Genomic DNA, 26,083 nt, shown 5'->3' with positions numbered 1-26,083 from the left:
CGCAGTTTCTGCCAGTTAAGTAGCATGCTACACTCCACACGTGAAATATGAGAGCCAGGGAGCGAGGAAATGAGAGTTGGTGTAGTTCAATGTGGGGTCGCCCATGGCAATGTAGAGACGAATGTCACGGCGGTATGTGATTGGATCCGTCAGGCATCTCACGCATCCTGCGATCTTGTCGTCCTGCCTGAATGTGTACTCACCGGATATGTCTTCGAAAGCCGCGAGGAAGTCGAAGCCCATGCAGTCGCTCTCGATGGTCCCGAGCTTGAACAGATCGTGCAGGCGTGCAGCAACTACGGCATGCATGCAGTGTTCGGCACGTTCGAGCGGCTAGGCGACCAGCTGCACAATGCCGCACTCCTGGTCGGTCCCTCCGGGCTGATCGGTGTTCACAGAAAGAACCACCTGCCCTTTCTCGGCGGCGATCGTTTTGTTGATCTGCCGCCCAATCCAACCCCTTCGATCTTCGATACCGCGGTTGGCAAGATCGGCATCGCAATTTGCTACGAAATCCGGTTTCCAGAAGTTGCGCGCACATTGACGCTCGGAGGCGCGGAGATCATCGCTCTACCTACCAATTGGCCGATGGCGTCGCGCATTCTGGCCGAAGCTTTCACGTCGGTAAGAGCCGCCGAAAACATGGTATATTTTATCGCCTCCAATAGAAACGACAGTGAATGCGGCGTGCAATATCTCGGCATGTCCAGAATTGTCGACCCTATTGGAAATTTAGTTGGCGACGCAGAGACCAATACTGCTCTCATTATTGCTGACCTAGACATGCGCATCGCGCAGACCAAAAAGATAATATTCGAGTCTGGGAAGTTCGAAATCAGCCCTATCAAAGATAGGCGACCTGAATCCTACAGGATGTAGACACCTGGGGAACGCTTATTCTGCTGCCCGCAGGATGAGTTAATTGAAGAGACGCAGCATGAAGAGGAGACATGCTATGAAAATCGTAAAATCGGTTACTTATTCCGCAGTCGCATTATCAATGGCCCTCTCACAAGCGGCGGCGCAAGAAGCCTGGCCACCGTTTGAGACGCAAACTCTCAAAAACGGAAGTGCCGAGACTGTCTTTATCAAGCCGGTGGATAAGGCCAGCAAGAAGTGGAAGCTGTGCATTCTGATCCCTCACCTGAAGGACAGTGTCTGGGTCGCCGCCGCATATGGTCTTATGGAAGAGTCCAAGCGTCTCGGCTTGAGCGCAACGTTGCTTCAGGCCGGCGGTTTCAGTGAACTTCCCAAACAGCTTTCGCAGTTTGATGACTGCGTCGCATCTGGTGCAGATGCGATCCTGGTGGCCCCGATCTCTGAGGCTGGAATTGCCAGCAAGGTCTCAGAGTCTGTCGGGAAAGGAATTCCGACGATTTCTTTCATCAACCCTGTAGTCGAACTGCCCGTCACTTCGAAGATCTTTCTCGATCACCCGATGATGGGTTACGTCACCGGGAAGTACCTCGTCGACGCGCTGGGATCGACCGGCGGAAACGTCGTGGCGTTTCCCGGACCTCAGGGCTCGGGATGGGCCGAGCGGTACTTGCAAGGCTTTGAGAAGGCCGTCAAAGACACGCCGGTCAAGGTTCTCGACGTAAAGTTCGGAGAAGCGGGCGTGGCGGAACAACTGCGTCTCGTCGAGGACTCACTGCAAACCTATTCCCACATCGACGCTATCTGGGGCACCGCACCTACGGCCGAGGCCGCGATCGGTGCGATCCGTGACGCTGGACAGCCCGACATCAAGATCATGGCCTCCTATCAAAATCAGGCCATGCTGCAGGCGCTGGACAAGCGAGATATCATTGCCTTCGCCACTGAGTACCCGGTTATGCAAGGTCGCGTCGCTGTGGACTTGGCCGTACGGGCCCTTGAGAAACAGCCGATCGAGAACAACTATCTCGTGGTTCCCAAGATGGTGACGCAGGAGTCGTTGAAAGAGATCGATGCGACCCAGGTTCTTGCTCCTGCCAGCTACAAGCCAACGTTCTCTGTTGAGTGAAAACTCCGAACCGCCTGTGCCTCGAGGCACAGGCGGGGCCCGAAGCATCGTGGAGGAAACATGTTAAAACTCAGCCAGATATCCAAAAGCTATCGCGCCATCACGGCGATTGAGAACGTGGATTTTGACCTTGAGAGCGGTGAAGTCCATGTACTGCTCGGCGAGAACGGCGCAGGTAAGTCGACGCTCATCAACGTGATCGCCGGCATGGTTACTCCATCCAGCGGGGCGATTTTCCTCAACGGAAACGAATTCCAGTTGGATGCGAGCCGCGCTCGCGCACTCGGCATATCGGCTGTGTTTCAAGAGTTCAGCCTTGTTCCGAGCTTGAGTGTCTTAGACAACTTGTTCCTTGGGCGAGAACTTGTGGGTCGTTGGGGGCTGGATCGCTCGCGAATGCGCATAGACGCAAAGCGCGTAATGGATGATCTAAATTACCAAATAGACCTCGAAGCAACAGTAAGCTCGTTATCCAGGGCGCACCGCCAAATGGTCGAAATTGCGAAGGCGTTGCTCTTCGACGTCCGCATCCTGATACTTGACGAGCCTACGGCGTCCCTGACCGACGACGAGGCCGATCGACTGCTCGTCGTGGTGAAGAAGCTTCGAGGACGAGGCGTGGGCGTCATCTATGTCTCTCATCGCATGCGTGAAATCGATGCTATTGCGGACCGGATTACGGTCCTGCGATCCGGCCACACCGTAGGAACGGTCAAAAAGGGCGACTGCAGCGAGTCAGAGCTCATCGAAATGATGAGCGGCAGAAAAATAGAAGCCCTTTTCCCTCACATCGTGCATCTACCCGGAAAAGAGGTGCTTCGCCTTGATAACGTCAGCTCCGCGAGCGGGAAAGTCTTCGACATTTCACTGTCGTTACGCGCAGGCGAGGTAGTCGGTATCGCGGGCCTTGTTGGCTGTGGCAAGAGCGAGGTTGGACGCACCGTTTTCGGACTTGAGAGTTTTGACCAGGGGCGGATGCACCTGAAGGACGGCGTCGCGACAAGACCGACCCCGCTCACAATGCTGCGGCAGGGTGTTTGCTACTTCCCCTCAGACCGCGGAAGCGAGGGCTTGGCGGCCAACCTTACCGTTGAGCGCAACATAACAATGGCCTCGCTCGACTTACCAAGATTTAGTTGGTGTGGGCTTGCCCGCCCGGCGGCTGAAATCGCTTGTGCGAATGATGCAATCGAGCGTCTCAAAATCCATCCTCCCCGCCCAGGGAATCCGGTCCAGAACCTGTCTGGTGGCAACAGGCAGAAAGTGATGCTCGCGAGAGGCTTAACCCGCAGCGTCGACATTTTCATATTCGATGAGCCCACTGTTGGGATCGATGTCGGTGCGAAGTCTGAAATTTATAAGCTCATCGCGGACTTGGTCAGCGGCGGCGCTGCGGTGTTGCTGATCTCGTCAGAACTCGCGGAAGTCGTTCGCCTTTCGAACCGGGCCTATGTGATGCGTGAAGGTCGAATAGTCTCCCAGCTCTCGGGGAGCCGCTTAAACGAGCAGGAGGCGCTCAATGCATTCTTTGGCGACGAGCGCTCTACCGCGAAACTGACAGCAATGGAGACTGCCAATGGCTAAAGGGAGTAATATGTGCCGAGCCGGATTCCGTAACGCCGGCATATTTCCGCTGCTCATTGTTATTGCTTCGGCTTCGATGGCTGTTGTGGAGCCTCGGTTCTTCTCGCCCCTGAACATCCTCAATGTGGCAAGAAACGCGTCCTTCCTGACAATCCTCGCACTCGGTCAGATGCTTGTCATCGTGGTTGGCGGCTTCGACATCTCAATCGGAGCGACGGTCGCTTTGTCGTCCGTCGTCGCAGCGCTCGCCATGGGCCATATCGCACAAGCGATGCAGTTCTCGGACATCATGGTCGTGGTTGCAGGGGGCCTCTGCGGTCTCGGTGTCGGGGCGATCGTGGGACTTCTGAACGGCGTTTTGGTTTCAAGACTAAAGATTGTCCCCTTCATGGTGACGCTGGGCATGACGTCGATTGTTCTCGGGCTCGCCTTCTACCTGACGAACGGCGTGCCGATCTATGGCATGCCAGATATCTTCATGAATGTCGTTGGGCGCGGCACTGCGCTTGGATTGAGCTACCCGATCTGGGTGGCCGTGATTTGTGCAGCGTTCCTTTACGTGGTGATGGAGCGCACTCCGTTCGGTCGCCATGTTTACGCGGTCGGTGGCAATCCACACGCAGCTTGGGCCTCCGGGGTAAGGCAGGAGCGTGTACTTCTGTTTGCGTACGGGTTTGCCGGGTTTGCGGCCGGACTTGTCGGCTTGCTGATGACCGCACGAATTGGGTCCGGGCAGGCCACTCTTGACGGAACCCTGGCGCTAGAATCGATTGCGGCGGCGATTGTCGGAGGCGCCTCCTTGTCCGGAGGTGTGGGCAGAGTCGGACGAGTAGTCTGGTCGGCCCTGTTCCTTACTATTCTCTCAAACATCTTCAACCTCGCACGGATAGATAGCCGCTACCACACATTGTTCCTGGGCGTCGTGGTGCTGTCAGCGGTGCTTATCGAATTGCGTTTGCGCAGGGAGGCCAAGCATGGCTAACACAGAAGCTTTGAAATACCGGAGAAGCGGTGCGATCGGAAAATTGCCGGCGTCGTTTAGCGAAGCAACTGCTCTCGTGGGAACCATTGTCCTGATATGCGGCGTCACGTACCTGTACGCGCCGGCCGTTATTTCTATCGGGAACGTAGCCAACGTTCTGACTCAAGCGAGCTACCTTTCTCTGTTTGCAGCCGCGCAACTCATCGTCATCATCTCTCGGGGCTTTGACCTTTCTCTCAGCGCGACTGTCTCAACGGCTAGTGTGGGAAGCGCTTTGATAATGACGTCCGTCGCGCCCGATGGCTTTCCTATCCTGCTTGGTCTGTTCGGGGCCTTGGCGATCGGTGGCGCGGTCGGCTTGGCAAACGGATCCATCGTTGCCTTCGGCAAGATCAATCCCTTTATCGCAACGCTGGTAAGCCTGAATGTTCTACTAGCCATCAGCAGTACGATGAGCGGGGGATTCCCGGTCTCTCAACTCCCCAACGGACTCTCCTATCTATCGAGCGGGCGCTTTTACGGAATTCCGGTGCCAGTGGCGGCGACGGCACTTACTCTTTGGGCGGTATACATCCTTCTCACGAAATCCGTGTTCGGCCGGCAGCTTTACGTGGTCGGTGCCAATCCATCAGCGGCCTTGGTAGCCGGTATCCCGGTGCGGCGAGTGTTGGTGGGTGCGTATGTACTATGTTCTGTTTTAGCAGCCTTCGGCGCCTTCATGTTGACTGCGCGTACCGGGTCCGGAGAGCCAAACCTCGGCGGCAACCTCGCGCTTCAATCGATCGCCGCCGCTGTACTGGGTGGTGCGTCCCTCCAGGGAGGGAAGGGCGGAATATCCTCGGCATTGCTTGGCGCTCTGTTGGTCACGGTTCTATCGAACGCCATGAATCTACTGGTTATCAACGGGTACCTTCAGCAGATCATCCTCGGCGTGACCATCATCGGTGCGTTGGCTGCGGATCGGTTGCGGTCACAATAAAGCGAAACAGAAAACAGGGAGGAACGACAATGTGCAGCGACTGCCTAGTGAACGGGATTGTCAAAGACAAGATCATCGCCCACGGGGCCGCCTTCCGAAAGGCGACGAAGAGCCCGTACGGGGCCGATGATGAAATCGGCATGTTGAACTTGATAACGCCGGAGAGCCGGGACGCAATTCTTCGCAACGCGGACCCCACCCGCATTTATGATCTCTCCGTTGATAATTTCGTCGGGATGCCCGGCTGGTTCAGCGCTGAAGATCAGCCCTATCAGATGTGGATGACGCACACTCCGCGAGGCGAGGTCTTAGAAGATTCCGTTAAAGTGGGGCGCGCCGGAAACGAGCTCTGCTCCTATTCGGGCGACGCGATTTCGATGTATACCCATACGGGTACTCATATCGATACCCTCAACCATTTCGGATATAACGGAGTTATTTTCAACGGGTTTTCGGCAGACAGGCACCTCGGCAGTCGCTCATGGACCAAGGCCGGCTCTGACAAGCATCCCCCCATTATTGCACGAGGCATCATGCTGGATGTCGCCCGTCTTCATGGCGTCGATGTTCTGCCACCATCGTATGGCATCGGTTCCGATGATTTGAAGGGCTGCCTCAAGCACCAAGGCGTCCAACTTCGAGTCGGTGACGTCGTGTTGTTTCGCACTGGTCGGATGAAATATTGGCCTAATCGCGATCTCTACCTGCTGGACCCGCCGGGCATCACGCGGGAAGGCGCCGAGTTCCTCGCCCTTGGGGGCGCAGCCATGATCGGGGCAGACAATCACTCATTGGAACAGGCGCCATCCGCCGATCCGGAAAACTGGCAAGTGGTCCACACCTATCTCCTTGCGGAGGCTGGCGTCCCCCTCTTGGAAATTGCAAACCTAGAGCAGTTGTCTGAGGAGAGGATCTATGAGTTTTGCTTCTTCGGGGCATGCATCAAGTTGCGAGGTTCGACGGGCGCACCAATCCGCCCAATTGCCATGCCCTTGCTTCGAAATTGATACTTCGAAAGAAACCTGGACCGGACACGGCAGCAGAATGGCGCAGACTACAGGCGACAGAGAAGTGACAGCGATTGGCGAGTGGAGGTAGCCGGGTGGACAAGATATCAATCGGGCACCGGACCACCTTGGCTTCGCATGTTTACGACGCGGTTCGAAAGGCAATTGTCTCAAGGGACCTCGAGCCGGGTAGCCTGTACTCGGTCGCCTCAATCGCCGAACGACTGGACGTCTCTCGAACACCAGTTCGAGAGGCGCTACTGAAGCTGCAAGATCAGGGCATGATCAAGTTCGAGCGTAACAGGGGTGCTCGGATATTGTCGACAACAGTTCGCGACCTGCGCGAACTTTTCTCGCTTCGCCTGCTACTGGAGGTGCCATCGGCACACATCGCAGCCCAGCGAGCGAATTCAAGCGATTTGACGCGTCTGCGCAACGTCGAGTCCAAGTGCCGGGAGGCATACCTGCATTATCCCGAAGACATACGCAGGCATCTGGAACCCGATGCGCACTTCCACCAGGAGATCGCGAAGATCGCGGGAAACATGCGACTTGCGTCGATAGTCGGCGACATATTTGCCCAGCAGATGATGGCAGATCTAAGCACGGCAGATGTTAGGGATCGAAAACAGGAAATCGTCGCTGACCACAGCCGCATAGTCGAAGCAATTTCCGCTAGCGACGGCAAAGGTGCGGCGCTAGCGATGCGCGACCATTTGATAGGCAGCGCTACAGCGTTGACGTCTAAGGAAACGGGCGAAGACGGAGTTGATCTTGCATTCTTCCTCGGCATTTCGGCAGTAAGCTTGGCGCTGCTTTGAAAGCCCTTGTCCCTCCGGTTCCTGGCGAATGAAATCTTACGTTAAGGCTCCGGCCATCGATATTCTCCGGTGAGATTGATGCGTTCCCAACTGGGCGAACGAGACGAGAGGAATCATATCAAGCGATAATGTGAGCGCATTTTGGGTAGTCGGCCAGCGATCCATCGATCGCCTGCCAAACCAACTTTTCATGATCCGACTATGGAAAGCCCCGATCGCGATCAACCTCGGCTCAGGTTGCATACAAGCAATTGAGCATTGGTACGTAGGCCCTCCGGATCGGTGTCGCCACCCACGGCGATGTCCAAGCTTGTCGTTAGCAGTTCAAACGTAGTTGGCATAGACGATCGTCCCGGCACTCGGCCGGGCTTTTTTGGCTTGCATTCTGCCGCTGCGATACGGTTCGGATCGTCAGGTAACTGTCTCGCCCCCTCCGCCCGGAGCACCTGCAGGATGTCGAACTAGTTGCTGTGATATTTACATAGCATCACGACCGTGCATCCGGAAGCCCCATAGCCATCGCGATGAAACAGTCCAGGGCGCAGTCAGAAACGTGGGCGCGCATATCGGCGATCTCCGCGGTTGAGCGGACGGACGGGCGAGCCCATCGTACGCTGAAGCGGGAGAAAAGCCTGCATCGACGACGTGAAATCTGTGCACGTTCCGTCGAGGGCAGCGCTACCGTATATCCGGCATTAGCCTCCTCGTCGCGATCACCATCGTCGGCCCCCTGAAACTGGGAGAACCCGTCGTTAGCGTAAAGTCCGCCTCTATACCGAGGTTCCCGCCGCCGAAGTGGCAATGGGCTGAATTGAGTACAATATTGAACAATTAGGCCAAACTGCATTAGAGTAAACGGACGATCCGTGAGGTGATTTGTGATGAGCAATAAAAGCACCCGGGAGGAAAGGGAGGGCAAGGCTCTGCGTGGGGGGGAAGTATCCAGGGCAATTCGAAACCATCTACTCGATGGCGAACTGGCTGCAGGAACTCGTATCAATGAAGTGCAGCTTGCCTCTAGTTTGGGCGTGTCGCGAACGCCGGTGCGCGCAGCGTTGCAGTCATTGGCGGGAGAAGGACTCATTGAATACAAGGACAATCGCGGCTTCTTTGTCCGAGAATATGCATTGCCCGACGTGTTAGACGCCTTCGAAATGCGAGCTCTGGCAGAGGGTTTCGCAGTACGCCTTGCTGCTGAACGAGGGCTAACACAGGGAGACGAGCTCGAAATTGAAAAAGCCTTAGCGCTTGGCAGAAGGGCACTCGATTCTGATACAATCGAGCAGGCTAGAGCAGACTATTCGGCATCAAATGAGGCCTTTCATCGTGCAATACACAATGCCGCCCGGTCCCGGCTGGTTGGTGATGTGATTGCACTTTGCAACAGCATTCCACAAACCATTTTCCGTAACGTTATGTCGTTCTCGCCCGATACGGTCCTCCACCGCATTCAGCAACACGAAATGATCTATGAAGCAATTCTGGCACGCAAGCCGCGTGAAGCCGAAGACCTCATGAAGACTCACGTCCTCGATGTTCGCAGGGCTATCATGCGCGACATGTCCCGTAAGACCTAGACTAGTGCCCATCCACAAACGGTAAATCGCTGAAATCATTGGAGGAATCGCGATATTGCCTCGGGCAAAGCCCGGCGGTTTCAGGTATACTTTAGATCAAGCTGCTGATTCCAAAGACAAACCCGTCACCGCCGGAGCCGACAACAATGCGCCAAGAACCCACCGTCCAATCCAGTATATTCGATCTTTTTGCCGGGCACGATGTCTCAGTGGCTGGATGAGCATGGCGAGGTGCTGAGCCGAGTGACAGAGGATCTGCGCCGACAAGGGGTCAAGGAAACCCGCCGCGAGGGGCTGCCGGTCGAAGCAGACATGCTTTCCCGATGGCTGATCGAGCTTTTAAAGGGAGAAGCCGAAGCTGGTCGCGGTGGCGCTCGCCAACAAGATCGCTCGTATTGCCTGGAAGCTTATGGTGAGCGGCGAAACATATCGGCGACAGGAAGGACAAACACTGGCAGCATAGCAGATTAGCCATGACGGCGGGCATGATATGAATGCAACCGTGTTGGGCTGATGCTGTGAACTTGCAAGAGAAGGCAGATGGTGCGATCGATCGATCCGAGACGCGTGACAATCCGTCATTGCCAGTGGCCATTCTAAGCCGATGCCTTGTTAGGAACACGCGTTGCGGAAACCATCTTGGCCAGTGGTCATGTGCGACCACACCCAAAGGCCGCACATATGGAAGCAAGCGATCCGATCGAAAATATCTGCAGAAAACACTTGCAAGTGGGAGCCGTCCACATATGTCAATGTGACACGGGACGCCGAAGTTTCGAACACATCGAGATCGCACCAGACGACAACCAATTCCCGTATCGGTCACACCGCATGGCATTGGCAGTCTACACTGAGACGGACGCCCACCAGAGAGTCGCAGTTATTGGTTCTCAGTAGTTCACCGTTGCGAGGATTGCGCCGATCAAAGCCGCGTTCGCTATAAAACCATTCAAACGCGCTGTTCGATCGCCTCCTTGATGCCTCCAGAAGTCGAAGGAAATCACCGTCGCCAACACGAGGAAAATTGCAAGGGCTGTCATTGCGCCGGCTGTATATACTCCGAAAACAATGGCGCCGCCCGCAATCACTTGAAGCAACACCCCGCTGAATAGTGCGACTCGAGGCCACGGTACACCGCGTTTCGCCATAACGGCGACAATCGTCTCCCTATTTCCGATGTTGCGTAGCCCTGCGAAAACAAACACGGCGCCCAAAAGCACCCTTCCCATCTCAGCCACATTCATGTCGTGCCCTTTCTATTTACGGTGCGGTGGCGCCCCCACTTGGGGGCGCCACCGTCAGCACATGCGTGGGTTGCCGTCACTAACCCAAATCCGCCGGTGCTGACTTGAGCCCGATCGGATTCGAACCGCGATCCATGCCCTTTCTATTGATGAACAGGTAGATGCCCGCCCCAAGAGACGACCCAACGAACCATGCGTATGGAGCAACAGCCGAAAGCGCTGGCAATAGCACCATGCTGACCGACACAATCGACGCTGGGATCATCGCCTGCAATGCCGCTGCATTCCAGCCGCCCGAGTAGAAATACTGCCCGTGGGGATTCGCCGAATAAAGGGCATCGGTGTCGATTTGACCACGGCGAACGAAAATGTAGTCCGCGATCATCACCCCAAAAATCGGCCCAAGGAGCGCCCCGATGCTTCCAAGAAAATAGTTGATCGCTACCGTCGATGAATACATCTTCCACGGCATGACGAATACCGACAATACCGCGGTAAGTACTGCACCGCGTGTGAAGCTGATGTACTTGGGAAGGGCGCTGGCGAAGTCATAAGCAGGAGACACGGCGTTTGCGATCACGTTCACGCCGATCGTCGCAAAGATAAAGAGAACTGCTCCCAAGCCCATAATCACCCGATTATTGGTCGCCGCGAGGATGTCAGTTGGATCAATGATCACGCGTCCGTACACATGCTCTGCTCCCGAGGTGATAACGATCACGACGAGGCAGAACACGATCCCGTTTACTATAAGGCCAAAGAAATTGCCCCAGAAAACATCGCTTTGCTTCGGCGCGAAACGCGTGAAGTCACAGAAGTTCAAAAGCAGCGTCGAGAAGATCGCGAAGAAGATCGCGACCGCACCACAGAAAACAAGGAAGTTGTCCTTGGCTGCCAGACCCTGATCACCGTATGACCAGTTGATCTGGCCATCCACCTGAACGTAAAGCATCATTGCAAGAGCGATCATGACAACCGAAATGGCCGCGCCTGCGTAGTTTTGGAACCTACGGATCGTTTCGATACCGTGTGTCATGACAACCAGTTGCAGGGCCCATAGACCCAGAAACGCAATCCATCCGATCGTCGAGAGCCCCAGGAAACCGCCACTGTCCAAATCGGTAAGTTGCGGTGAAATGCTGAGGAGTAGGACGATGACCGCGCGTGAGGCGAGATAGGTCTGGATGCCATACCAAGCTACTGCGACTACTGCTCTGATTAGAGCCGGAAGATTGGAACCAAACACGCCGAAGCTTGCCCGTGCAAGAACCGGAAACGGCACGCCGTGGCGGTACCCGATGTTGCCGATTATCTGAGCGAAAACCTGAGCGAAAACTAGCGCCAGCATAATGGCGCAACCGGCTTGCCAAGCAGGCATGCCAATTAGGAGCAAACCCGCCGCGGCGGTATAGACACCAATGTTGTGCAGTATCGTAAACCAGACCGACATGAGGCTGAACACGCCCCAGTTCCTAGTTTCCGACGGGGCTATGTCGTCATTGTATAGACTTCCGTGGCGTTCCATTTGCTCCTCCCAATTGGCAAACAGGGTTTCGTCTGTGCGCCGCTCACGGCGCAAAGCTCAAGTCAAATTCAGTGTGCAGTGTGGAAGAACCCGCCTAGTCGATATCACCAAACGAGCGGGCACTTCGGTTCAGCAATGTCGCTAGAACCAACCAGCCTCGTGAGGATCGCGATACTGCATGAATTCGATCAACGCATCGCCCACTTCAATAAACGCGACCTTCACAAAGCCCACCCCCGATGGGTCAAAGGGAGGTTGGACCACTTTGTGCCCCTCAATCGCAGCCTCGATGTCAGTGGTTCGGTAGGCGACATGCGGTTTCGTACGTAGCGCCAGCGGCGCTGGACTGTCTTCTGCGTACCTCAGGAACTCAACATGGTAGGGATGCTGACGCGGATTGGTGATCCAAAGGCGGTTCTCCTCAACCCAGGTTTCGTCGGGCTGTTCCTGATCCGTAATAAGGCCGATGTGGTCGAACGTATCGCGGCCCGGCAGAATTGGCATTGTTTCTCCTCCAAAGTAAAAAGTACTCGACAGGGACGTCGGTGAAACGCGATCTAGGATCGCATGTCGCTACTTGGCTGCATACCAATCCAGGATTTGTTCACCCGTCCAGAAATCGACGTCATCGTAGGCGGCGATTTGACCCAACAGATCGCGAAAGTAGCGCGCCCGATGTGGTGCGCCCATGATGTATGGATGCACGACCAGTGCCATCACGCGTGCCGACTCTGCAGAGTCCGCGTAGATCTGCTCGAACTGATCGATCCCGCGCTGGTAGTATTCTGGCGCCGGATGATGCTGGATGAGCATCATCGCCACGTCATTGCATTCCTGCGTGTATGGAACGTTCACGATTTCTCCGGTCCGTGTTTTCAGCCGTACCGGTTGGTCGTCGAGTACCCAGTCGCAGACGTACTCGTACCCCTCTTCCACAAGGATATCCGGAGTTTCCCAAGTCTCTGTGAGGCCGGGTCCAAGCCAGCCGCGCGGTCGGCGGCCAGTAAAGCCTTCAATTGCTTGGGTAGTGCGCTGAATGTCTTCGCGCTCGTTCTCCACCTTCTGCATGTTCTTCTGGGAGTAGCCATGCCCAATGAACTCCCAGCCACGGTCTAGTGCGGCCTGCGAGATGGGCCGGTAGCTTTCGACGGCCGTCCCGTTGATTGCCAGCGAGGCCTTGATCCGATGCAGATCCAATGTCTCAAGTAGACGCCAGAAACCCACGCGGTTGCCGTATTCATGCCAAGCCCAGTTCGGGATATCGGGCGACGGCGAACCGCCGGCTGGAGGAGTGAGGACGGTCCGCGGCATTGGCGCTTTCGGATCCCACTCTTCAATGTTGACGATCACCCAGACAATCATGCGCTTGCCGCCCGGCAGTTTTAGCGCAGGGCGCTCCGTGATTGCTGAGTACTGTATTCTTTCGGTCGGAAGCATGATGGTTCTCTCAAGTTAGCGGCGGTGCAATGGTTACAGACAGCTTCGGGAGCCCATCGAAAACTACGTCAATGATGTCACCGGGAACGACGGGCCCAACGCCAGCAGGCGTACCGGTGAGGATAATATCTCCCGGTTCGAGGGTGTATTGGGCTGATAGGTGCGCGATGATGTCGGCGACGCCCCAAATCATCAGCGAGATGTCGCTCTTCTGCTTGGTCTCCCCGTTCACCAGCAGCGTTAAACCGCCTGTGCTGAGGTTGCCGGCAGTCGCGCGTCGCACAAGGTTGCCGCAAGGGGCCGAGTGATCAAAGGATTTCCCGGCCTCCCACGGGCGGCTCATGTCCCGGCATTCGAATTGGCGATCTCGTCGCGTGAGGTCGATGCTGATGCCGTAGCCAAAAACGTGATCGAAGGCGTCTTCCGCGCGGATCGCACGACCCTTCTTGCCTATCGCCACAGCCAATTCTCCTTCGAACTGAAGGTCGGTTGTCGCCGAGGGGTATGGAACGGAAGTGCCACTGGGAACAATAGCGTCTGCCGGTTTCTGGAAGAAGAACGGCGGGTCGCGCTCGTCACCTTCTTTCATCTCCCGAATATGATCGAGATAGTTCCTTCCGACACAATAAATGCGACGGACCGCAAAACTAATCTCTTCTCCCTCGATAGGGATCACTTTCGGCTTGTACGCGAATTCGATCGTCATGTTGGCATCCAATCCCTAATTGGTGATGCCAGAAGCATATATAATGCAATTTTCTAGTCAATGCACAAAATTGCATTCAATTACTACACTTCACTCAACCTCCGCACACAATCCCGCCTCGACGTATATTAGCGCGAGCGAACAACGCCCTTCGGCGCGATGGACATGCCGAGGTTTCAGCGTTCAGAATACGGAATAAAAAGGTCAGGCACCGCTTTTGCGGGACATATCGCGCATAATTGCTCGCCGGACATCGAGCACGTGCGTTCTCATGATGTCCTCTGCCTCTTTCGGCTTTCGGGCAATTATCGCTTCATAGATTGCCTCATGCTGCTCGACACGATGGGCAAGCGTCTCCATGGAGAATGACATCACGTTGCGAAAGATGGTCTGAGGGACGCTGTTGCACAATGCCACTACATCCTTCACTAAGCGCGATCGTGAAGCATCGTGAATTGCACGGTGGAATGCCTCATTAGAAGCCGAATAGTCTGTCCTGGCCTGCTCGGAGGTCTCAGCTGAAAGTGCCTTCCGGCCAAGGGCCAAAGCTTTTTCGACGTCCAGTTCGCTCTGCGGTGAAATGCCACGCTCGGCAGCCAGGCGGACTGCAAATCCTTCGGCGAGAGCGCGCATCTCAAAGGCGTCTAGAACATCAGACAACTGGAATTCACGCACGAAGAAGCCGCGGTTGTCCTTATACTCGACGAGCCCCTCCCCCGCCAATGCCTGGAGGGCCGCGCGAACGGGCGTCCGCGAAACCCCGAGGTTCGACGCAAGCTGGACTTCGTTGATACGGCTTCCAGGCGCGAGATCGCCATCGAGCAGGTAATTGCGGATAGCCCTTGAAACCTCCGCCCCCCGCAAAATTGGCTTGTTGACTTCGCTTTTTGCTTTCTTCCGCATTCAAATCACCCACAATCTTTTCTCGAATCTAATGCAGTTCACCCCTTTCCCGCAAGATTGTATTCAATTTCCAGTTGGTGGTGCACGGAGAGCATGCCAATAAGCTTCCAGAAATGCCGTCCACGCGAGACGATGGCATGAATTCGAACAGCGGCTTAACGGAACTCGCCCGTCGGGTACGCCTTGATCTCGACGGCCCGCGAAAAGGTGGCGGCAAGGCGGCCATTCTCCTGATCCACACTGGCACAATTGGAATCCGCGAAACGGAATTCGGACTTGGACCTTCAGGAGGCCTCAGCGCGCCGCGAGGAAGCTTGTCGCGCTGAGTATCAGTACAACGATCGAAAGTTTCGATCCCATCATAATCAGTGCGGACATCAACTTCGTTTACTGGAACGTCATCATTTCGACCGTTCAAAGGTGGGGAGTATCAGGCGTGATCGTCACGCAGGGGCGGACACCATGGCTGTCACCAGCGCCGCCGTTAGTCAGGCATTGGTGGGACGAATCGGAATACTGGTGGTTACGGGAGCTATGAAGCCGCTCGTAACCCGAAGAGATGCCGAGAACAATCTCCAACTGGCGCTCGAAAGCGAAATGAAACAGCCGGCGGGCGTCTGGCTCGCCTTCGGCGACTGCGTGCTACTGGCAGGTCGGCTCGTCAAACACCCCACCTCCGAGGAGGATTCGTTCCGTCCCGCCATGCCCTTCTCGGGCCGGTGCAAGCAGACGGAGTTCGATCCAGGCGTTTCGAACAATCACGCTCGCCGGAATCACTGTCACACCTGGTTGCAGGATTGAGACACTTTCCGCCATTGCCTCCACTCTCGACGCCAGGATGCTACGTCTCTTCGGCGCAGGCACGATCATGAATGACGCTGCCATGTTGTCGACCTTACGCGAAAAGGTATCGAAGGTATCCATTTCGGAGTGAACAGAATTCGCGCAGCGTTTCCGGATTGGTACGAAGACATCAAGGACATTTTTGAATCCGGCGACCGCGTCGCGTCTCGCTACGTTTCAACCGGGACACATGAGGGTCCATTCTGGGGCATCTAACCAACAGGACGCCGCATCGAGATCCATGAGATTTCGATCTTCTGTTGCGCAGGAGGGCGAATTGTTGAGCAGTGGTGCATGTGCGATGAACTCGCGCGGCTACAGCATCTGGGCGTCGACGACGCCCAGTTACGGAAGGCGCTGAAACTGTAGCCTTACTACCGGCTCCCTCTGGCACTATGTAGTTGTGTCCAACTGCCCGTAGGTGCCTAAGCTGCCTCACGCTCCGGGGCTTTTCGTCACGTTGATACCTCCCTTTCGATGATGGACGTTGGCGCCCTGCCCGGCTTCGTGGCGCGAAATCCGTTCGCCTGCGCCCGTTATATGCGTCTAAATGGCAGCCACATTCGGGGGAACTCGATGGCTAGCAACGCCTCTTCAAGTAAATGCTCGGAGTCGGCGACGGCGGCTATATACCGCCGCCGCGTTCAAAGCGTTTTTCAGCTTACCAGAGCACTCGCAGCCATATCTTTTTCGCCATGCCCCTGCTCAACCGCCCTTTGGAAACGGTCCGCGCTGGCCCGGGCGACGTCCGCTTGCATCCCCACACCCTCGGCTGCCTCCAGGATAAGCCGTGCGTCCTTCAAGGCGTTCGTCACCGTGAAACTCGGACCATAAACTTCGGCCAGGATTCCCGCGCCCTTCATCTGAAAGTATGCGTTGTCCATCGGCCCGCCAGTTACGACATCAAGGACAAGTTTAGGATCCACACCCAGAGCTTTTGCCAGCCGAAGACTTTCGGCGATTCCATGCGTCAGAGTGAAGGCGTAGTGGTTCAGGGCGAGCTTTAGTCGGTTGCTGGCAGCCTCAGCGCCGTCATTGCTAACCCAAACGGTCTTCCTGCCGATGGCATTGTAGACGGCTTCGATTTTGTCGCGGGTATGCACCGGTCCTGAGGCAAGGATCACCAGTTGAGCTTGCTCGGCCGGAGCCTTTGAGCCTTGCACAGGCGAGTCATAGAAAACAACTTTCAACTCGGCCGCTAGTTTGGCCAAAGACTTCGTCATTGCTTCGCCGACCGTGCTCATCTGTGCCCAGAGGGTCCCTGCTTCCATCCCGGCGGCAGCGGCCCGGATTGCCTTGCCTACGGTTTCTCCGTCATTGAGGACGGTTAGGACGACCTGCGCGTTCCGAACCGCCTCCTCCGGGGTGTCCGCGACTTGAATTCCGTCCGAAGCAAGCGCTTCCGCCTTCGGCTTCGTTCTGTTCCAAACGCGTACTTCGAAGCCTTTGAGAGCAAGGTTTTTGGCGATGGGAGCGCCCATAATGCCTGTTCCCAATACCGCGACGCGCGTGATTTTAAGCTGATCCGTCATGCAACTCTCCTATCGTTTGTAGCCGTGAACTGATGCGCCGCATTCCGCGCGGCGATTTTATCCCTGAACGCCCGGTAACTTGCAGGCGAGTAGCGAATCGCCAAAATCAGCAGCCCAGCGATGCAAACAGCCATCAACATCCAGGCATGAGTCAGCGATGCAAAGGCGTCCCGCAGGCTACCGGCAACCAAAGGAACGAAGCTGGCGATCACGTAACCGCCCCCTTGAACGAATGCAGTGAAATCACCCGCCTGCGTTGGATCGTTGATGTGATCGATCGCCACGATAATGGAGAGCGGGAAGAGTATGCCGATGCCAATACCGAGCAGCACGATGGCCGGTATTGCGAGCGGAAGCGGGGCCACGAGCAGGCATACCAAACCTGCAAAAATTGTGACCAGCGACGCGCAAAGTGGCACCCGTCGGTCGGGGAAGCGATGGATAGATGCGGAAAGCACAAGCGCTGTGACCGCCTCGACCAGCGTAAGCCCTGCAACGAGATAGCCCGAGGTCACGCGGCTGGCGCCTAGCTCCAGATAGAACGGAGGAAGCCAAGACATGACAAGCATGAATGCTCCCGTCCCGATCCCGAAGAATACAAGTAGAGACCAACTGCGCGGAAAGCGCCAAAAGCTTACTTGCGAGCCTTGGACCACAGTCGAGGGCGCGATGGCACCATTCGCGCTACGTGAAGCAGCGATCCATAACGCCACCCCTGCCAATGCGGGCCCGCACCAGAACGCTAGCGCGAGCGGCCAACCAAGCTTCTCCGCGAAACTGGACGCGGTCGCAGATGATATCGCAGCTCCCGTCACAATCCCTGTCGAATAGAACCCGATTACACGGCCTGTAGAGGTTCCGAAGTTCCGCTTGATGAAGCCCGGCGCGAGCGCCTGAACCACAGCAATTCCGGACCCGGCCAGCGCTGCCGTGATCAACAATCCGCCGCCTGTTGTGAACCACGCTCTACCCAGACATCCCAAAACGATGGCCAATGCCCCGATTGTGATGCCCCTTATCTCACCGAAAGAACTTCTAAGATGTTTGGCGCACATTGCGCCTATTCCCATCAGCAACACTGGCAGAGTCGTGAAAAGGCCGATCTCGGTAGAGGTGATCTGGGCCGACTTCGTAATGATATCGGCCAACGGGCCAACCGCGGCCACGATCGGACGAAGGTTTAAAGAGAGCGCCACTACTGCAGTTAGCAGAAATATTCTTCCGCCATTTCCATGCTCATTCATTAGGTACTTCCTGGTTCAGCTTCCGCCGGATGAAGTGGTTTTGGTACGTTCATTCCAAAACGCGACAAAGAGTCAAGGTGTGCCGAGGGTGTGCCCCACTCACAGAACGTTAAGGATCAGTTCGATCATTTCGGTGAGTTGCTCGCGACTCGTCGGCAGATTGACCTTGTTAAGCACCCGGAGGCCCTGGATGGCATTGAGGAAGTAGGCGGCAAGCACCTCGGGATCTCGGCCGGCTGCCACCTCACCTGCCTCCTGTCCCAGCCTAAGAACTCGCTCAAGGCCAGTTCTCACTATCTCCAGGTTTTCCCGCACTAGCGTCGCCACGTCTTCGTCATGACTCGCGCGCTCTATGGCCGCGTTCGTCGCAAGACAACCGCGGCGCGGCGTGCCTGACAAATCGGACTCAAAGACGTAGAAAAGTAGGTTTCGGACGGCCCCCTTAGCGTTGCCGCCCTCCTCAAGTCGGCCAACGTCATGCAACGCCTGCTCTTTGTAGCGACGAAGAGCCTCCAGATAGAGTCCCTCTTTGCTCGAGAAGGCGTTGTAGAGACTGCCTCGCCCTAACCCCGTGGCATCAACTAAGTCCTGTGCCGAGGTCGCCTCGAAACCCTTGCGCCAAAATACATTCATCGCGGCGTCGATTACCCGCTCATGCTCGAACTGTCTTGGACGCGCCATGGCAGACCGCCTTGATTCTTTTGTAATGATCGTTCCATAACTGGCGCGTTGAGACATGTCAACTGGGCGGCGTGAACTAACTCCGACTGTATGTTCGAGGAACGCAAACATAGGTGGGTCGCAGAGGAATCCCCTTTGACGGTGATCAAACGAGACCATTGCAATGTTGCCATCTTGGAATCCGACCACCTCCATCTTCGGCCCCGTTCGATCCAGGACCTTGAACTATACCCGGCAATGGATCGCGACCCCGAGGTTGCGCGATTCGTCGCTGGTCCGTGGGACGACCCGATCCAGCATGAGCGCTTCGTTCGAGAGCGTATTTCAAGGAACTATGGGGACGGGCTCGGTACTGGCCTATCATCGCCAAAGACGATCCCGGCCGATTTCTAGGCTGGGTCATGCTGGTGCCCCACAACGAAGTCGGACTGGATGTCGAAATCGGCTGGCGCCTGAATAGGGCCGCGTGGGGAAAGGGATATGGAACCGAGGCGGCTGGCCTGTTGATCGCTTACGCTTCCCGAACACAGAGCATCAAGCGGATCGTAGCGGATATCCACGAAGGTACCCCTGTCGCATGCCCGGCACCACCATCCGCATGACCGGATCGGAGCCGACCATGTTCCGGCTCGACTGCAACTCTGTCCTGGCCGTCTCGCGAAAGTGCCGGGGCTGGGCGCAGCCCGGCAAGTTGCCCCCCGGGTCGCCGGGGGACATTCAAGCCTGGTCAAGAATCCAGCGAGGCGGTGACTTCGATCTCGACTTTCGCCCCTGACACCGGAATTTGGCAAATGAGCATCGTGCTCGTCGGCCGGATATCACCAAAAACTTCGCCCAACACCGGCGTGACTTGCGCGGCGCTAACTTGATCGATCACATACACTCGACTAACAACAGCGTTTGAGAGGCTACCACCTGCCTGCCGTAGCGCTTTTTCGATGGAAGCAAACGCATTTCTTGCTTGCTCAGCCGCACTGTCGGGAAAATTACCAGTAACCGGATCCCGCCCTGTCGTCCCCGAGACATAGACGGTTGTTCCCACGATTACGGCTTTTGCGTAGCCTGCTTGATCCTCCGATGGAACGCCAGCAAATATACGGTTTTTCATATATCAACTCCTATAGTCCTGCCCTCAAGGACAGTGACCTTTCTTCGTGGGTAAGTCTCTGGATTTGGCCGACGAATCGGCCCAATAGTCGTCCTTGATCAAGAACGCAGTACCCTGCGTAGTCCGGCAAGACGGTCGATAACCACCATCGCCACGGCCGACAGCAAGATTAGTGAACTGGCCAGCGCGGCAGCAACTGCGTCGTACTGAAACTTAATATACGAGTAGAGCTCAACCGGAAGCGGCGTCCAAGCAGGAGGGGCGAGGAAGACCGAAATCGGAAAATCATTCCAAGACAGAATGAAGCAGAGTGTAAAGCTGGATATCAATCCAGTGCGGATCACCGGCAGGGTTACCGAGAACAAAGTTCGGACACGTCCAGCCCCAACATTGCGTGCCGCTTCTTCATACGAAGGGTCAAAGTTCAGCAGGCTGGCGGTCAGAATCCGCACAGCGTAGGGCATAATATGGATTGTATGGCCTACAAGTAGCGGCAAAAGACCCGATCCATAGCCAATTCGTACGAAATAGATGTACAGCGCGAGACTGAGGATCGTCGTCGGGATTAGCAGCGGCGTCATGAGAAGCAGGTTGATCGCGCCTTTTCCCGGGAAATTGTTGCGCACGAGCGCAATGGCGGCTGGTAGCGCCAGAGCATTGGCAAGAAACGCTGCCGCGACCCCTAATACTAAGCTGACACTCATCCCTCGCAGGAAGGTCTGCGAGCTCCAAGCCGCTCTGAACCAGTCAAGGGTGAACCCGTTCGGCGGCAAGACAAATTCGCGTGGATTGATCGCCACGATCAACGTCACCGCGATGGGAAGAATCAGAAACACCATCAACAACAGTGTGATAAGCCGCAGCCCAATAATGCCGAGATCAAGCCGGATCATCGTTTTGCCTCCAGTCGGTTAAGGATGAGGCGGCCGGCGAGCGCGGACATGCCAACGATGATGAGTGCATTCACCGAGACCATGATCACGGAAAGAGCAGAGGCGAAGGGAAGGTCATTATTCAGGAGCGCCTCGCGGTAAATCACGAGACCGATCATTTGAGTATTGCTGTCACCGATCATCAAAGGCACCGCGAAAGCAGCAAAGTTCAATGAGAAGACGATTACAAGACCAGCGTACAGTCCGGGTGCCGATAACGGAAATACGACCTTCCAGAATGTGGTCCACCGAGTAGCGCCAACATTGCGTGCGGCTTCGATGAGGTAAGGGCTAATTCGTTCTATTGAATCGAGCAGAGATAGCACGACGTACGGTGTACCGATGTACACGAGTAGAATGATCACTCCTTTTATATCCCACATATAGCGCACGGGTTGGTCGTAGATTCCGACCGCAAGCATCAGCGAGTTCATGAGGCCGCCGCCGCGGAAGATTACGATCCAACCATAGACCAGCGTGACCAGACCGATGAGGAGGGGGGCCATGGTCATCGCCATCAGTATATTACGCTGCAGCCCCGAAGTCTTTGCGATGTAGAGGGCGACTGGATACGCGCAGATAACGGAGATTGCAGTGGCTACAACTGCGATGCGGACCGAGAACCAAAGAGTATTAACCAAGTACCAGGGGTCGCCCAGGAAACGAGTATAATTCTCCAGGGTCATGGCTTCAACGATGTATGCTCCTTCCGCAAGCTCATTGAAGCTGGTGCGAAACACCCAAACCATTGGAAAGGCGACGAAAATCATCAGCGCGAGCAACGCCGGCGAAAACAAGGGGAGAAGGTGTCGAAACATCTTAGACCCCTTTCTCGTGCGCGATCACACGCACATGCTCGGGTAATGCGCAAATCCAGACACGGGTACCGTTCTCGATGACGCTGTCGAAGTTGTGAACTTCTGCTCGCAAGATGTCCCCGCTGTCGAGGCGCATTGAATATCGGAGCAAGGCTCCGAAATATTCCGATAGAATTACTTGGCCAGTTAAAACGTTGTCGCCGTCAATGCGTCCTGTTTTAAGGGTCACTCGCTCAGGACGAATGAGCGCGCGCACTTTGGTGCCCGGGGCAACAGGTTTCTTATTGACCGCCCGCAAAACCTGACCTGAGACCAACTTCACCGCCAACCTCTCGCCGTCTGCGCCAGCGACAATGCCTTCAAGAAAATTTGTGATCCCGACAAAATCAGCCACAAAACTAGTCGCGGGGTTCTCATAGAGCTCGTAGGGGGCCGCAACCTGTTCCACGCGTCCCTTATTCATGATCACGACGCGGTTCGACATCGAAAGCGCTTCCTCCTGATCATGGGTGACATAAAGCGTCGTCATTTTCATCCGCGCCTGAAGCTCCTTTAGTTCACGGCGCATGGTCACGCGAAGTGCGCGATCGAGATTTGAGAGCGGCTCGTCCATCAGTAGAACTTGAGGTTCTAGCGCGAGCGCACGGGCAAGTGCGACGCGCTGCTGTTGACCACCTGAAAGCTGGCGCGGGAGGCGGTCTTCATAACCTGAAAGCCCGGTGGTCGAGAGCGATTCGGCGACTTTGTCACGAATGAAGTTCCGGCTTTTCTTGCGGAGCTTCAGACCGAAAGCCACGTTCTCGGCGACGGTCATGTGGGGCCAGAGCGCATAATTTTGAAACACGAAACCCAGCTCGCGTTTCTCCGGCGGTAGATGGGTGACATCGCGACCGTGAACGCGAAGTACGCCGCCGGAAGGATCGACAAACCCAGCAATCATTCTAAGCGTCGTAGTCTTGCCACAACCGCTTGGCCCGAGCAGGGACACGAACTCTCCTTGTCCAACATTGAAGGACACATCTTCGACGGCCAACAGCGAGCCGTAACGCTTCATGATCCCCTGGACCTGAATTGATTCATTCGACATGGTTGCATTATCCTGTTTTGGCGTCTGCCCGCAGGCAGCGCGCCCTACCGAAAGGCGTCGCGAAATCGGTAGCCGTGGGCCCGAACGGTCTCGGGCAACCACGGCGTCTTTGCTTTAGCGCGTGGCCTTTTGGTTCAGTTGCTTCTGCCACTCCGCCTTGTTGCTGGTGATTTTTGCTTGGTCGGGAAGATAGAGACGGTCGAAAGCCTCGTTCTGCACAAGCAAATCGCGGAACTCGAAATCCATGGGTATTTCGGCATTCTTCACCGTCGGCGCATAGAGATTCCGCGTCGCAAAGGCGACCTGGACTTCAGGGCTAAGAATGTAGTTCACGAAGGCCGCTGCCATTTGCGCGTCCTTTGCATCCTTGTGGATGTTTATGCTGGAGATAAGGGGGAATGTTCCTTCGTCAGGACGCACGAAACCGACATTCTTGACGCCCTTCGACAGCAACTCCTTCATCCGTCCCGTGGCGAGCATTCCTAACCAGGCGTCCTCGGTCTCGAACAGGGAAACCATCTGGCTTTCGACGTCCAGGGAGCCGATCAAATTCCCGCTTTTGATCAGTTCAGCTATACGATTGAGGCCGGGGTCGATGTTGTCGATGCCGCCGCCGTTCTGCTCAGCCTCCATAACGGTAAGACTAAGCGTCGGGATATGGTCGATCCCGTAAATGACAACGTGATTCTTGTACTCTGGCTTCCAAAGCTCATCCCAGCTTGTGGGTGCGGTGGTGATTTTATCCTTGTTGTAGGCCAACACGTAGTCGCCAACGTTCGCGAAGATTGTGTAGGGCGAGTAATTCGCGTTCGGGTAAAGATTCGCCATGTTCGGGATTTTCGCAGGGTCGAGTTTCTGCCAGAGCCCCTCCTTTTCACCGGCGATCGAGTTGAGCAGCGTATTAGTGACTACATCGACTTGGCCCAGCCGCGCTTTGATCAGGTGGTCGGGGCTCGCACCCACCACCCATTCGATTCGGCAATTGTGGTCCTTTTCGAATTTCTCCGCTACGGCTTGATAGGTGGCCTGGTAGCTGCCACCCCATGTCGTTACACGTAGAGCACATTCCTCCGCGGCGGCTACTCCAACCCAAGACGCCAAAATTGCAAGACTGGTAACAAGATGCCTCATGTACATTTGTGACTCCTCCCGTCAGACAAATGAAAGCTGGCAGAAACCGCTGCCCCGGCATAAACCGGAACCACTTTTCAGTGCACCCGGAGCTTGCGCGCGCACAAAGATGCGTGCGGCGGATGTTCACTCCCCGTTGAATTCTTTGGCCGCGCGCCGGGCGCGCAGATCGCTCAGCGAATAGCGGCAGTGGATGGCTTCCGGATCGATCACCAGTTCGATCAATGCCGGTTTGCCGGCCGCAAGGCAGCGTTCGAAGGCCGGCGCGAATTCCTCGGTGCGGCTCACCTGTTCGCCATGGGCGCCGTATGCCTTCGCGAGCAGTAAGAAATCAGGATTCGTTAGTTCCGTGCCATTGGCTCGTCCTTCCAGACGGTTTTCCTCGTGGATACGGATCGTGCCGTATAGTCCGTTGTTGTAGAGAACGATGATGATATTCACCCCGTATTGTACGGCCGTGGCCAGTTCCTCACTGCTCATTTGGAAGCAGCCGTCGCCGACGAACTCCACCACGACACGCTCGGGATGAGCGATTTTGGCCGAGATCGCGGCCGGCAGTGAATAACCCATCGAGCCACTGATCGGGCCAAGCTGGGTGTGCAAGAGATAATGGGGGAAGTAGCGCTGGCTCCAAGTAGCGTACGCTCCGACGCCATTCGTGACGATTGCATCGGCTGGCAGGCGCTCACGTAGCCAGCCCATGACCTTGGGCAGGTCGATATCTCCTGGGCATGGCTGCGGCTCGAGTTCTTTCACGAGTGTCGCACGAAGCCTTGCGCTCCACTCGGCGTGTTCAGGACGTCGAGATGCCGGTCGACTTGCCAACGCTTGGGCAGTGGCGCCATTGTCCGCCACAAGCGCCAAATCGACTTGGAACACTCGATTGAGGTCGCCGTGATCGGCCATCACGTGGACGATCTTTTGCTTTGGATGTGGGATCGAAAATAGGGTGAAGCCCTCCATATAGCCCGCACCGATCGTGTTCACATCGCTTAACGCGTCGTTCAACATCAAGATGAAGTCAGTTTCGCGTATATGTGCGAGCAGCGCCGGGTTTGCGCCGATACCGATCTCCCCGACGTAACAGTCAAGGCGATGATCGATGATGTCGCGTCGGCGGAAAGTCGTGACCACCGGTAAGCCAAGACGAGTGGCGAACTGCTGAATGTCCTCGCGCGCCGCTTCGCTCCAGCCCGACCCACCGACAACTACCAGCGGCTTTGTTGCTTCTGCGAGCATTGAGAAGATCTGATTGAGATCCTCCCCCCGTGGAGCGCCTGCGTGCGACGCCACGGCAGGCCGCGCGGAAACCGCCACGTCGCATTCTTCTTCCAGTACATCTTCGGGAACAATCAGGACCACCGGTCCTTTGCGCCCCGAAAGCGCCGTGGCCCAAGCTCGTTGGACGAATTCGGGAATCCTGGTAGGATCATCGATCTGCGCCACCCACTTCGCCATGGGGCCGAACATGGTGCGGAAGTCGTAGGACATGAAGGCCTCGCGCTCAAGAATGGAACGCTTAACCTGGCCTACGATCAGGATCATCGGCGAAGCATCCTGGAATGCGGTATGCACCCCATTCACCGCGTTCGTTGCCCCTGGGCTGCGTGTCACGAAGGCGATGCCGGGTTTTCCAGTCAGCTTTCCATATGCTTCCGCCATCTGGGCCGCGCCATTTTCATGCCGGCAACTAATCGAGCGAATTTGCGGGTGGCGTGTGGCTAGGGCGTCGAGAGCAACGAGAAAGCTCTCGCCGGGTACATGATAGATGATGTCTGCGCCGTTAACGGCAAGTTCGTCAGCGAGTATTTCTGCGCCTTTTCTCATTATTTCCTCCGCTGCTTCAGCCGATAACGAATGGGTTTGCGATCTCTTTGGCTGTCGAGAGCCAGATGGCTTTGGTCTGGAGATATTCGTAGATCCCGGCGACGCCGTTC

Annotated in this window: 24 protein-coding genes and 2 pseudogenes; 11 read left to right on the top strand and 15 right to left on the bottom strand. The window is 56.0% G+C overall.

The genetic code is table 11. The annotated features are described in order from the left end of the window. Positions 1 to 69 precede the first annotated feature (69 nt). From ASD00_RS22375 to ASD00_RS40280, 10 genes and pseudogenes are all read left to right on the top strand, one after another. Entirely contained in the window at positions 70 to 879 is an 810-nt protein-coding gene (locus ASD00_RS22375; RefSeq protein ID WP_063963319.1) for a carbon-nitrogen hydrolase family protein, read from the top strand. Between the two features lie 76 nt (positions 880 to 955). Continuing rightward, positions 956 to 2,005: a TMAO reductase system periplasmic protein TorT gene (gene torT, locus ASD00_RS22370; RefSeq protein ID WP_057208823.1), complete on the top strand. Its 1,050-nt coding sequence runs from the start codon at positions 956 to 958 to the stop codon at positions 2,003 to 2,005. Between the two features lie 60 nt (positions 2,006 to 2,065). Further along, positions 2,066 to 3,589 carry a sugar ABC transporter ATP-binding protein gene (locus ASD00_RS22365; protein WP_057208822.1) on the top strand — a complete coding sequence of 508 codons (1,524 nt, stop codon included), beginning with the start codon at positions 2,066 to 2,068 and terminating at the stop codon, positions 3,587 to 3,589. Continuing rightward, on the top strand, positions 3,582 to 4,571 hold the full coding sequence (locus tag ASD00_RS22360) for an ABC transporter permease (RefSeq protein WP_057208820.1): 990 nt from the start codon (positions 3,582 to 3,584) through the stop codon (positions 4,569 to 4,571). The genes ASD00_RS22365 and ASD00_RS22360 overlap by 8 nt, the downstream gene beginning before the upstream one ends. Then, positions 4,564 to 5,550 (top strand): ABC transporter permease, encoded by a 987-nt coding sequence (locus ASD00_RS22355; protein ID WP_057208819.1) that lies wholly within the window; start codon positions 4,564 to 4,566, stop codon positions 5,548 to 5,550. The genes ASD00_RS22360 and ASD00_RS22355 overlap by 8 nt, the downstream gene beginning before the upstream one ends. Before the next feature lie 29 nt (positions 5,551 to 5,579). Further along, on the top strand, positions 5,580 to 6,557 hold the full coding sequence (locus ASD00_RS22350) for a cyclase family protein (RefSeq protein WP_057208817.1): 978 nt from the start codon (positions 5,580 to 5,582) through the stop codon (positions 6,555 to 6,557). 95 nt (positions 6,558 to 6,652) lie between these two features. After that, positions 6,653 to 7,378, top strand: coding sequence for a GntR family transcriptional regulator (locus ASD00_RS22345; protein WP_057208815.1), 726 nt, complete (start codon positions 6,653 to 6,655; stop codon positions 7,376 to 7,378). Between the two features lie 881 nt (positions 7,379 to 8,259). Then, positions 8,260 to 8,955: a GntR family transcriptional regulator gene (locus tag ASD00_RS22340; RefSeq protein WP_057208814.1), complete on the top strand. Its 696-nt coding sequence runs from the start codon at positions 8,260 to 8,262 to the stop codon at positions 8,953 to 8,955. 146 nt (positions 8,956 to 9,101) lie between these two features. Next, positions 9,102 to 9,264 (top strand): annotated as a pseudogene (locus ASD00_RS40285) (ISNCY family transposase); the annotation flags it as partial. A gap of 6 nt (positions 9,265 to 9,270) precedes the next feature. Then, positions 9,271 to 9,418 (top strand): annotated as a pseudogene (locus ASD00_RS40280) (IS110 family transposase); the annotation flags it as partial. A 427-nt stretch (positions 9,419 to 9,845) separates the two neighbouring features. Here the strand turns inward: ASD00_RS40280 and ASD00_RS22335 are convergent. The 6 genes from ASD00_RS22335 to ASD00_RS22310 form a co-directional block, all read right to left on the bottom strand. Beyond that, positions 9,846 to 10,199 carry a DoxX family protein gene (locus tag ASD00_RS22335; protein ID WP_057208812.1) on the bottom strand — a complete coding sequence of 118 codons (354 nt, stop codon included), beginning with the start codon at positions 10,197 to 10,199 and terminating at the stop codon, positions 9,846 to 9,848. 79 nt (positions 10,200 to 10,278) lie between these two features. After that, on the bottom strand, positions 10,279 to 11,724 hold the full coding sequence (locus ASD00_RS22330; RefSeq protein ID WP_057208811.1) for an NCS1 family nucleobase:cation symporter-1: 1,446 nt from the start codon (positions 11,722 to 11,724) through the stop codon (positions 10,279 to 10,281). 141 nt (positions 11,725 to 11,865) lie between these two features. After that, positions 11,866 to 12,228, bottom strand: coding sequence for a hypothetical protein (locus ASD00_RS22325; RefSeq protein ID WP_057208810.1), 363 nt, complete (start codon positions 12,226 to 12,228; stop codon positions 11,866 to 11,868). A gap of 69 nt (positions 12,229 to 12,297) precedes the next feature. Next, a complete protein-coding gene (locus tag ASD00_RS22320) occupies positions 12,298 to 13,161 on the bottom strand; it encodes a polysaccharide deacetylase family protein (protein ID WP_057208808.1) in 864 nt (287 codons plus the stop codon). Between the two features lie 10 nt (positions 13,162 to 13,171). After that, on the bottom strand, positions 13,172 to 13,867 hold the full coding sequence (locus tag ASD00_RS22315) for a fumarylacetoacetate hydrolase family protein (RefSeq protein ID WP_057208807.1): 696 nt from the start codon (positions 13,865 to 13,867) through the stop codon (positions 13,172 to 13,174). A gap of 204 nt (positions 13,868 to 14,071) precedes the next feature. Continuing rightward, positions 14,072 to 14,770: a GntR family transcriptional regulator gene (locus ASD00_RS22310; RefSeq protein ID WP_057208806.1), complete on the bottom strand. Its 699-nt coding sequence runs from the start codon at positions 14,768 to 14,770 to the stop codon at positions 14,072 to 14,074. A gap of 462 nt (positions 14,771 to 15,232) precedes the next feature. Between ASD00_RS22310 and ASD00_RS22305 the strand changes: the two genes are divergently transcribed. Next, the gene (locus ASD00_RS22305) at positions 15,233 to 15,571 is read left to right on the top strand and encodes an asparaginase domain-containing protein (RefSeq protein ID WP_082523673.1); all 339 of its coding nucleotides are present in this window, start codon (positions 15,233 to 15,235) and stop codon (positions 15,569 to 15,571) included. A 698-nt stretch (positions 15,572 to 16,269) separates the two neighbouring features. Here the strand turns inward: ASD00_RS22305 and ASD00_RS22300 are convergent. From ASD00_RS22300 to ASD00_RS22255, 9 genes are all read right to left on the bottom strand, one after another. Next, positions 16,270 to 17,145 (bottom strand): NAD(P)-dependent oxidoreductase, encoded by an 876-nt coding sequence (locus ASD00_RS22300; RefSeq protein ID WP_057208802.1) that lies wholly within the window; start codon positions 17,143 to 17,145, stop codon positions 16,270 to 16,272. Beyond that, positions 17,142 to 18,389 carry an MFS transporter gene (locus tag ASD00_RS22295; RefSeq protein WP_063963318.1) on the bottom strand — a complete coding sequence of 416 codons (1,248 nt, stop codon included), beginning with the start codon at positions 18,387 to 18,389 and terminating at the stop codon, positions 17,142 to 17,144. Before ASD00_RS22295 ends, ASD00_RS22300 begins: the two co-directional genes overlap by 4 nt. Before the next feature lie 99 nt (positions 18,390 to 18,488). Beyond that, complete coding sequence (locus ASD00_RS22290) at positions 18,489 to 19,070, bottom strand: TetR/AcrR family transcriptional regulator (RefSeq protein WP_057208800.1); 582 nt, start codon at positions 19,068 to 19,070, stop codon at positions 18,489 to 18,491. A 727-nt stretch (positions 19,071 to 19,797) separates the two neighbouring features. Then, positions 19,798 to 20,178 (bottom strand): RidA family protein, encoded by a 381-nt coding sequence (locus ASD00_RS22280; protein WP_057208795.1) that lies wholly within the window; start codon positions 20,176 to 20,178, stop codon positions 19,798 to 19,800. Positions 20,179 to 20,276: 98 nt separating this feature from the next. Next, positions 20,277 to 21,071, bottom strand: coding sequence for an ABC transporter permease (locus tag ASD00_RS22275; protein ID WP_057208793.1), 795 nt, complete (start codon positions 21,069 to 21,071; stop codon positions 20,277 to 20,279). Beyond that, the gene (locus tag ASD00_RS22270) at positions 21,068 to 21,928 is read right to left on the bottom strand and encodes an ABC transporter permease (RefSeq protein WP_057208792.1); all 861 of its coding nucleotides are present in this window, start codon (positions 21,926 to 21,928) and stop codon (positions 21,068 to 21,070) included. The genes ASD00_RS22275 and ASD00_RS22270 overlap by 4 nt, the downstream gene beginning before the upstream one ends. A gap of 1 nt (position 21,929) precedes the next feature. Then, positions 21,930 to 23,015, bottom strand: coding sequence for an ABC transporter ATP-binding protein (locus ASD00_RS22265; protein ID WP_057208791.1), 1,086 nt, complete (start codon positions 23,013 to 23,015; stop codon positions 21,930 to 21,932). A 114-nt stretch (positions 23,016 to 23,129) separates the two neighbouring features. Next, complete coding sequence (locus tag ASD00_RS22260; RefSeq protein WP_057208789.1) at positions 23,130 to 24,152, bottom strand: ABC transporter substrate-binding protein; 1,023 nt, start codon at positions 24,150 to 24,152, stop codon at positions 23,130 to 23,132. Positions 24,153 to 24,272: 120 nt separating this feature from the next. Continuing rightward, entirely contained in the window at positions 24,273 to 25,973 is a 1,701-nt protein-coding gene (locus ASD00_RS22255) for a thiamine pyrophosphate-binding protein (RefSeq protein ID WP_057208787.1), read from the bottom strand. Between the last annotated feature and the right edge of the window lie 110 nt (positions 25,974 to 26,083).

Origin of the sequence: Ensifer sp. Root31, from assembly GCF_001424825.1 — a bacterium.
GTDB lineage: Bacteria > Pseudomonadota > Alphaproteobacteria > Rhizobiales > Rhizobiaceae > Ensifer > Ensifer canadensis.
This window is presented reverse-complemented; position numbering and strand designations above follow the sequence as displayed.